The sequence below is a fragment of the uncultured Kluyvera sp. genome (assembly GCF_902485085.1).
Taxonomy (GTDB): domain Bacteria; phylum Pseudomonadota; class Gammaproteobacteria; order Enterobacterales; family Enterobacteriaceae; genus Kluyvera; species Kluyvera ascorbata.
The window spans coordinates 26,127-35,333 of the sequence record NZ_CABTJS010000049.1 but is presented as its reverse complement, the minus strand read 5'-3'; the positions used below and the strand labels follow the sequence as shown (position 1 = coordinate 35,333).

Annotated in this window: 6 protein-coding genes and 1 pseudogene; 3 read left to right on the top strand and 4 right to left on the bottom strand. The window is 53.6% G+C overall.

Translation table 11 applies throughout. From position 1 onward, the window contains the following. Together aceE and pdhR are read right to left on the bottom strand one after the other, a co-directional pair. On the bottom strand, window positions 1–2,195 hold a 2,195-nt coding region (gene aceE, locus RDN66_RS06275), incomplete at its 3' end, for a pyruvate dehydrogenase (acetyl-transferring), homodimeric type (protein ID WP_308537704.1). Between the two features lie 155 nt (window positions 2,196–2,350). Then, entirely contained in the window at window positions 2,351–3,115 is a 765-nt protein-coding gene (gene pdhR, locus RDN66_RS06270; RefSeq protein WP_035893074.1) for a pyruvate dehydrogenase complex transcriptional repressor PdhR, read from the bottom strand. Window positions 3,116–3,652: 537 nt separating this feature from the next. Here pdhR and aroP point away from each other — a divergent pair. The 3 genes from aroP (at window position 3,653) to RDN66_RS06255 (ending at window position 7,627) form a co-directional block, all read left to right on the top strand. Next, complete coding sequence (gene aroP / locus RDN66_RS06265; RefSeq protein WP_115074868.1) at window positions 3,653–5,020, top strand: aromatic amino acid transporter AroP; 1,368 nt, start codon at window positions 3,653–3,655, stop codon at window positions 5,018–5,020. A gap of 247 nt (window positions 5,021–5,267) precedes the next feature. Next, on the top strand, window positions 5,268–6,677 hold the full coding sequence (locus tag RDN66_RS06260; protein WP_035893072.1) for a glycoside-pentoside-hexuronide (GPH):cation symporter: 1,410 nt from the start codon (window positions 5,268–5,270) through the stop codon (window positions 6,675–6,677). Further along, window positions 6,677–7,627 carry a family 43 glycosylhydrolase gene (locus RDN66_RS06255; RefSeq protein ID WP_202216479.1) on the top strand — a complete coding sequence of 317 codons (951 nt, stop codon included), beginning with the start codon at window positions 6,677–6,679 and terminating at the stop codon, window positions 7,625–7,627. The genes RDN66_RS06260 and RDN66_RS06255 overlap by 1 nt, the downstream gene beginning before the upstream one ends. Window positions 7,628–7,708: 81 nt before the next feature. Here the strand turns inward: RDN66_RS06255 and ampE are convergent, their stop codons facing one another. Together ampE and ampD are read right to left on the bottom strand one after the other, a co-directional pair. Then, the gene (gene ampE, locus RDN66_RS06250) at window positions 7,709–8,563 is read right to left on the bottom strand and encodes a beta-lactamase regulator AmpE (RefSeq protein ID WP_035893070.1); all 855 of its coding nucleotides are present in this window, start codon (window positions 8,561–8,563) and stop codon (window positions 7,709–7,711) included. Further along, a pseudogene (ampD, locus tag RDN66_RS06245) lies at window positions 8,560–9,121 on the bottom strand (1,6-anhydro-N-acetylmuramyl-L-alanine amidase AmpD). Before ampD ends, ampE begins: the two are co-directional and overlap by 4 nt. Window positions 9,122–9,207: the final 86 nt, after the last annotated feature.

Here is a 9,207-nt window from a genome sequence, read left to right as displayed (position 1 = left end):
GAGCCCAGCAGCTGAACTTTACCTTTGCTACCTTCGATGGTTTCGAGTTTGTAGATACCTTTACGGATACCTTCCTCGGCACCTGCTGGCATTGCCGGCATGTGGTAGTTTTCGTTCAGCGTAGTGATGTAGTAGTAAACGTTCTCTTGTTTCTCACCGTACATGCGCTCCAGACCATCGTGCATGATGACCGCCACTTCGTACGCGTAAGATGGATCGTAAGAGATACAGTTCGGGATAGTCAGAGACTGAATATGGCTGTGACCATCTTCGTGCTGCAGACCTTCACCGTTCAGCGTCGTACGACCGGAAGTACCACCTACCAGGAAGCCGCGAGCCTGCTGGTCGCCAGCCTGCCAGCACAGGTCACCGATACGCTGGAACCCGAACATGGAGTAGTAGATGTAGAACGGAATCATCGGCAGGTTGTTGGTGCTGTAAGAGGTCGCAGCCGCCAGCCAGGATGCGCCAGCACCCAGTTCGTTGATACCTTCCTGCAGAATCTGGCCTTTCTCGTCTTCTTTGTAGTATGCAACCTGCTCGCGGTCCTGCGGGGTGTACTGCTGACCGTTCGGGCTGTAGATACCAATCTGACGGAACAGACCTTCCATACCAAAGGTACGCGCTTCATCGGCGATGATCGGCACGAGGCGGTCTTTGATGGATTTGTTCTTCAGCATCACGTTCAGAGCACGTACGAACGCGATAGTGGTAGAGATCTCTTTGTTCTGCTCTTCCAGCAGCGGGCCGAAATCTTCCAGGGTCGGCAGCTCCAGCTTCTCATCGAAGTTAGGCTGACGGCTTGGCAGGTAGCCGTGCAGTTTTTCACGCTGGGCGTGCAGATAGGTGTGTTCTTCAGAACCTTCTGGGAAGGTAATGTAAGACAGTTTTTCAACCTGCTCGTCGGTAACAGGAACGTTGAAACGGTCGCGGATATAGCGCACGCCGTCCATGTTCATTTTCTTAACCTGGTGAGCGATGTTTTTACCTTCAGCGGTGTCACCCATGCCGTAACCTTTAATGGTATGGGCGAGGATTACGGTTGCTTTGCCTTTGGTTTCCTGCGCTTTTTTCAGTGCAGCGTAGACTTTCTTCGGATCGTGACCACCACGGTTCAGGGCCCAGATCTGCTCGTCAGTCCAGTCGGCAACCAGCGCTGCGGTTTCTGGATATTTACCGAAGAAGTGCTCACGTACGTAAGCGCCGTCTTTGGATTTGAAGGTCTGGTAGTCGCCGTCAACGGTTTCGTTCATCAGCTGGATCAGTTTACCGCTGGTGTCTTTACGCAGCAGCTCATCCCAACGACCGCCCCAGATAACCTTGATAACGTTCCAGCCAGCACCCGCGAAGATACCTTCCAGTTCGTTAATGATTTTGCCATTACCGGTAACCGGGCCATCAAGGCGCTGCAGGTTACAGTTGATAACGAAGACCAGGTTGTCCAGTTTTTCACGGGTCGCGATGGTGATAGCACCCTTAGATTCTGGCTCATCCATCTCGCCGTCGCCCAGGAAGGCGTAAACGGTTTGTTTGGAGGTGTCTTTCAGACCACGGTGTTCCAGATATTTCAGGAATTTAGCCTGGTAGATAGCACCGATAGGACCCAGACCCATAGATACGGTCGGGAACTGCCAGAAGGTTGGCATCAGTTTCGGGTGCGGGTAAGAAGACAGACCTTTACCGTGAACTTCCTGACGGAAGTTGTTCATCTGCTCTTCGGTCAGACGGCCTTCCAGGAACGCACGTGCGTAGACGCCCGGAGAGATGTGACCCTGGAAGTAAACCAGATCGCCGCCATCCTGCTCGTTGCGCGCACGGAAGAAGTGGTTGAAGCACACTTCGTAGAAGGTCGCAGAAGACTGGAAGGAAGCCATGTGGCCGCCCAGCTCGAGGTCTTTTTTAGACGCACGCAGCACGGTCATGATGGCGTTCCAGCGGATAGCAGAACGAATACGACGCTCCAGCTCCAGATTACCCGGGTATTCCGGTTCATCTTCAACGGCAATAGTGTTGACGTAACCGCTAGCACCTGCACCCGCAGCTACCTGAACGCCACCTTTGCGGGCTTCAGAAAGCAGTTGGTCGATAAGATACTGAGCACGCTCAACACCTTCTTCACGGATGACCGATTCGATCGCCTGTTGCCAGTCGCGAGTTTCGATCGGATCCACGTCATTGAGTAAACGTTCTGACATGGGTTATTCCTTATCTATCTAGTACGTTGATTTGTCTGGAACCTGTCCCATTGTGTTTTCGTAGGAAAGCACAATAAGACAGGTTCTGCGTTTAGTTGCCGCGCGCTAATGGCGCATTTCCACATTTCCCGGTCGAACGACTGCCGGAAAAAATATTAATCCTTTCGCTGCTGGAGACGACGTAACGAGCGCTCACGGCGGCTCTGTTCACGGCTTCTATCCAGCAAAATCTCTTCGATGAAGGCCAGGTGGCGGTGTGACGCTTCACGCGCCTGCTCGGGCTCGCCTGCCATGATCGCTTCAAAGATGCTTGTACGGTGGTCGCTGACCAGTGGGAGCATCTCCCGACGGGCATACAGCAACTCAAAGTTCTGACGAACGTTTTGCGCCAGCATAGGCTCCATACACCGTAGCAGATGCAGCAGTACTACGTTGTGGGCGGCTTCGGTGACCGCAATTTGATACTGGACGACGGCGTCAGATTCAGCGTCGAGGTCGCCCGACTGCTGAGCCCGTTCGATGGCCTGATGCAGCTCGCGAATGCGTACGCGATCTTCATCAGTGCTGCGCAGTGCCGCGTAATAAGCCGCGATACCTTCAAGCGCGTGACGGGTCTCAAGCAGATCAAATTGGGATTCAGGGTGATCGGACAGAAGCTCAACCAGCGGGTCGCTGAAGCTCTGCCATAGGCTGCTTTGAACAAAAGTCCCGCCGCCCTGGCGACGAAGCAGGAGCCCTTTGGCTTCGAGGCGCTGGATAGCCTCACGCAGCGAAGGGCGAGAAACGTCGAACTGTTTCGCCAGTTCACGTTCAGGTGGAAGTTTTTCGCCGGGGCGTAATGTCCCCTCAAGGATCAAAAACTCCAACTGCTGCTCAATCACATCGGATAGTTTTGGTTGGCGGATTTTGCTGTAGGCCATTGTTCCCTGTCTCTGCCATTAGCCCGGAGTCAATTGGTCTTACCAATTTCAAGTTCGTAGCGCTAAAGTAACAAAGTATTCACCTTATGTCCATACAGGTTTTGATTGAAATCAGTAAACCCGGCACTTTTTAACAACATTACAGAAATGATGTTTCAGAAATGTAACTTTGCACAAAAAATAACTTTACCCATAAAGAAGTACAGTTAACTAAATAAAAACAAAAATACGCAAACTGAACCGTTTCAATAAACCAATAAATGAATATTAATTCATTAAAATACAATAAATACTCATAAAGTAGTCGATGTAATACTTGCAGGCCATCGTGACAGCTGTCGGCTTTTTATCCAACCCGTCATCATCCCTTCATAAAGCAGGTGCATTCCGCCGCGCTTACCACTATTCTGCTGATGACGAAAGAGCCTTACCTCTTTTTAAGAAATGCTTTTCGTAAACATAACAATACAGAAAACGGAATTTCTTAAGTACATACGCAAACAGCGTCACAATAATAACCACACACGAGGTTTCACAATGGAAGGTCAACAGCAAGGCGCACAGCTCAAGCGCGGCCTTAAGAACCGCCATATACAGCTGATCGCTCTGGGCGGCGCTATCGGCACAGGCCTGTTTCTCGGCAGCGCCTCCGTTATCCAATCGGCGGGTCCAGGTATCATTCTGGGTTACGCTATCGCGGGCTTTATTGCTTTTATGATCATGCGCCAGCTTGGCGAAATGGTGGTTGAAGAGCCGGTCGCCGGCTCATTCAGCCACTTTGCCTATAAATACTGGGGCAATTTCGCCGGTTTCGCATCGGGCTGGAACTACTGGGTGCTGTACGTACTGGTTGCCATGGCGGAACTGACCGCCGTGGGGAAATACATCCAGTTCTGGTGGCCTGAGATCCCAACCTGGGTATCAGCGGCGGTCTTCTTTATTGCTATCAACCTCATCAACCTGAGCAATGTAAAAGTGTTCGGCGAGATGGAGTTCTGGTTCGCCATTATTAAAGTGGTTGCCGTTATCGCCATGATCCTGTTCGGCGCGTGGCTGCTGTTTAGCGGCACCGCAGGCCCGCAGGCTACCGTACGCAACCTGTGGGAACAGGGCGGCTTCCTGCCTCACGGCTGGATGGGGCTGGTGATGATGATGGCAATCATCATGTTCTCCTTCGGCGGACTTGAGCTGGTCGGCATTACCGCAGCAGAAGCGGATAACCCAGAGCAGAGCATTCCAAAAGCCACCAACCAGGTTATCTACCGTATTCTGATTTTCTATGTGGGCTCACTGGCGGTACTGCTCTCTCTGATGCCGTGGACCCGCGTCACCGCCGACGTCAGTCCGTTCGTGCTTATCTTCCATGAACTGGGTGACTCGTTCGTGGCGAATGCCCTGAACATCGTGGTGCTGACCGCAGCGCTGTCCGTGTACAACAGCTGCGTATACTGCAACAGCCGCATGCTGTTTGGCTTGGCGCAGCAGGGTAACGCCCCGAAAGCGCTGCTGAGCGTGGATAAACGTGGCGTACCGGTGAACACCATTCTGGTTTCCGCCGTTGTCACCGCGCTGTGCGTCTTGATCAACTATCTGGCGCCAGAATCTGCATTCGGCCTTCTGATGGCGCTGGTCGTCTCCGCGCTGGTCATTAACTGGGCGATGATTAGCCTGGCCCACATGAAGTTCCGTAAAGCCAAACAGCAGCAGGGCGTGACCACTCGTTTCCCGGCGCTGTTCTATCCGTTAGGGAACTGGATTTGCCTGATCTTCATGGCCGCCGTTCTGGTCATCATGGTGATGACTCCGGGTATGGCTATCTCGGTATGGCTGATTCCGGTGTGGATCATCATTCTGGGCATCGGCTTTATGTTTAAACAGAAAAGCGCCAAAACCGCAAAAGCCTGATACTCGCGGTAGCCCGGCCGAACGAAGGGACGCCGGGACGATCCCGGAGTCGCGCTATCGCACCTCGTCCGGGCGACTCTATTATGCACAGGCCTCTCCATACGGAGAGGCCTTCTTCCTTGATGTTACCTGCTTCACACTTTCCTCCGCGCAGCAATATTATCCATATCAACAACGTTATCCTGCTACGCATATATCTCTTCCGCAGCCAATAATCTTCTCCATACACCTCAAGAGAGATCTGGCGATGAACTCAAGTAAACTGTCAGTTAAAGAGAAGATTGGTTATGGCATGGGCGATGCGGGATGTAACATCATCTTCGGCGCTATCATGCTGTTCGTTAACTACTTTTATACCGATATTTTTGGTTTAGCCCCGGCGCTGGTCGGCGTGTTGTTACTGTCTATTCGCGTGATCGATGCCGTCACCGACCCAATTATGGGCGCAATGGCCGACCGTACGCGCAGTAAATACGGCCGCTTTCGTCCATGGCTGCTGTGGATAGCCTTCCCCTATGCGCTGTTCAGCGTGCTGATGTTCACCACGCCAGAATGGAGCTATAGCAGCAAAGTTATCTATGCCTTTGTCACCTATTTCCTGCTCTCGATCACCTATACCGCCATCAATATCCCTTACTGCTCGCTCGGTAGCGTTATCACCAACGACCCGAAAGAGCGCGTGGCCTGCCAATCCTACCGCTTCGTGCTGGTCGGCATTGCCACCCTGCTGCTGTCGCTGACTCTGCTGCCAATGGCCGACTGGTTCGGTGGCGCGGATAAAGCCAAAGGCTACCAGATGGCGATGACCGTGCTGGCATTCATCGGCATGTGCATGTTCCTGTTCTGCTTTGCCACCGTGCGTGAACGCGTACGCCCGGCGGTACAGACCAACGATGAACTGAAGCAAGATTTAAAAGACGTCTGGAAAAACGACCAGTGGGTTCGCATTCTGCTGCTGACGCTGTGCAACGTCTGCCCGGGCTTCATTCGCATGGCCGCAACTATGTACTACGTTACCTGGGTCATGGGTGAAAGCACCCACTTCGCCACTATCTTCATTAGCCTTGGCGTCGTGGGCATGATGATCGGCAGCATGCTGGCAAAAGTCCTGACCGACCGCTGGTGCAAACTGCAGGTCTTCTTCTGGACTAACATCGCGCTGGCAATTTTCTCCATCGCGTTCTACTTCTTCGACCCACACGCCACCATGTTGATTGTGGTGCTCTACTTCCTGCTGAACGTGCTGCACCAGATCCCCTCCCCGCTGCACTGGTCGCTGATGGCGGACGTGGACGACTACGGCGAGTGGAAAACGGGTAAACGTATTACCGGTATCAGCTTCTCCGGGAACCTGTTCTTCCTGAAAGTGGGCCTGGCCGTCGCGGGCGCAATGGTCGGCTTCCTGCTCTCCTGGTACGGTTATGATGCCGGTGCAAAAGCGCAGAGTGACACCACAATCAACGGAATTATGCTGCTGTTTACCGTTATTCCAGGCGTAGGTTATCTCATCACTGCGGGCGTTGTACGCCTGCTGAAAGTCGACCGTACGCTGATGAAACAGATTCAGGAAGATCTGGAAAAACGCCGCACTAACTATCGCGAACTGAATGAATACCAGCAAGAATTGAAAACGACCGAACACGTAAGGAAAGCCTGATGAAGAATTGGCCGAATCCCTTTATTGAGCAGCGCGCAGACCCTTTTATCCTGCGCCATCAGGGAGAGTATTACTTTATTGCCTCCGTACCGGAATACGACCGACTGGAGATTCGCCGCGCCGATAGTCTGGATGGGCTGCGAACGGCGACGCCTGTCGTTGTCTGGCGCAAACCAGAGACCGGGCCGATGAGCAACCTCATCTGGGCTCCCGAGCTGCACGCTATCAACGGCAAATGGTACATCTACTTCGCCGCGGCGCACACTCAGGCGCTTGATAAGCTGGGAATGTTCCAGCACCGCATGTTCGCGCTGGAATGTAGCGATGCCGATCCGTTAACCGGCACATGGGTAGAGAAAGGACAGGTCAAGACGCCGTTTGATACCTTCTGTCTGGATGCCACCACTTTTCAGCACCAGGGCAAACAGTGGTATCTCTGGGCGCAAAAATCACCGGACATCACCGGTAACTCCAATCTCTACCTGGCCGAGCTAGAAAACCCGTGGACCATTAAAGGCGAGCCGGTACTACTCAGTAAGCCGGAGTTTGACTGGGAGTGTCGGGGTTTTCTGGTCAACGAAGGCCCCGCCGTGCTGGTCCACGACGATCGACTCTTTATCAGCTATTCCGCCAGCGCGACCGACGAAAACTACTGCATGGGCCTGCTGTGGATTGATAAAGATGCCGACATGACGAAGCCTGCCAACTGGCATAAATCCCCGCAGCCGGTCTTCACCACCAGCTACGAGAATCGCCAGTATGGGCCGGGGCATAACAGCTTTACGCAAACCCCTCTTGGGGAAGATGTGCTGGTCTATCACGCGAGGAATTATACGGAGATTGAAGGCGACCCGCTGTACGACCCGAATCGCCATACGCGCCTGAAGACGGTGCGCTGGAAAGAAGATGGGATGCCTGACTTCGGTATTCCACCGGCAGATACCCAGTAAGTCTTTCTCGCCCGCAGTGACCTGCGGGCATTTTTTGTAGCCCGGACGAGACGTTTACGTCGACTCCGGGAAGGCACTCAACTACACCAACGTCCCATAAATCGTCAGCAGCGCCATCACTACCACCACCGCATACGACGTCTTCTTCGCCATCGACACCGCCGCCTTTGGCGTTGCCACCTTATCCACATGAGGCTCGCGCGCGAGCGAATACTGCGCCAGATGGGTCAGCACCTGATATTGCGAAGAATGGCGGTCGCCGAGCGAGGCAAACCATGCGGGAAGCGCTTTTTCACCGTGACCAACCAGCGCGTAAACCACACCCACCAGACGAACCGGAATCCAGTCCACCACGTGTAGAATGGCATCAATACCCGACTGCAAACGCTGGTGCGGCGTCTGATAACGCGCCAGCCAGGACTGCCATGAACGTAAGAATGCGTATCCAATCAGCGCCACCGGCCCCCATGAGCCGCCCACCACAAACCAGAAAAGCGGGGCCAGATAGTAGCGGTAGTTAATCCATAGCAGCGCGTTTTGCAGCTCGCGCAAGAACTCACGTTCATCGCAGCCCGCCGGTACGCCGTGGATCATCGTCAACTCACTGGCCATCGCCTCACGTGCATGGGCGTCATCACGGGATGCCGCTTTGAGATACGCGTGGTAATGCATCCGCACGCGACCCGCGCCAATACACAGCAGACCTAGCGCAATCCAGAACAATAATAATGGAACGTTAAACAGCACGCCTTCCAGCGCACGCTGGATAATTCCCACAATCACCATCGCAACGATGGTCATCACCAGCGTTCCTGCCATGGAATAGTGTTTCACGCGCCGGAACAGCGTCTCCAGACGGTGATCGAGCTGCCAGTGCTCGCCAAGCTTAAACAGCCGCTCCGCAAATAAAACCAGAAGCGTGGTAAACAGCGTCATGTCATCTCCTTATTCGACGGGGGTGACCAGTGCGCGAAAACGGGACCAGTCAAACGCCGGGCCGGGGTCAGTTTTACGCACGGGCGCAATATCACAGTGGCCGGTCATATTATCGGCAATCGCGGGATACTCGCGAATCAGCAACTGGGTTAACGCCGCCAGCTGCTGGTACTGTTCATCGGTATAGGCCAACGTATCGGTGCCTTCAAGCTCAATACCGATAGAAAAATCATTGCAGCGCTCGCGACCATGATAGGAAGAGACTCCAGCATGCCAGGCGCGCTTATCAAAAGGAACGTACTGCACAATTTCGCCATCACGGCGAATCAGACAGTGGGCAGAAACGCGCAAATGGGCGATTTCAGCAAAGAATGGATCGGCATCAGGGTCAATCGTGCCGGTAAACAGCGCGTCTATCCACGGGCCGCCAAACTGGCCAGGCGGCAGACTAATATTATGCACAACCAGCAATGAAGGTGCTTCATCCTCCGGGCGACCATCATGGTGTGGGGATGGCACGTGCCGAACGCCCACCAGCCAGCCCTTATCTAACTGCATTGAGGATCTCCTTATATACGGCCTTTATACTCTAAGTAATTCAAGTTGCAGCAAGGCAGCGACGCAGCGAATCCCCGGGAGCGTAC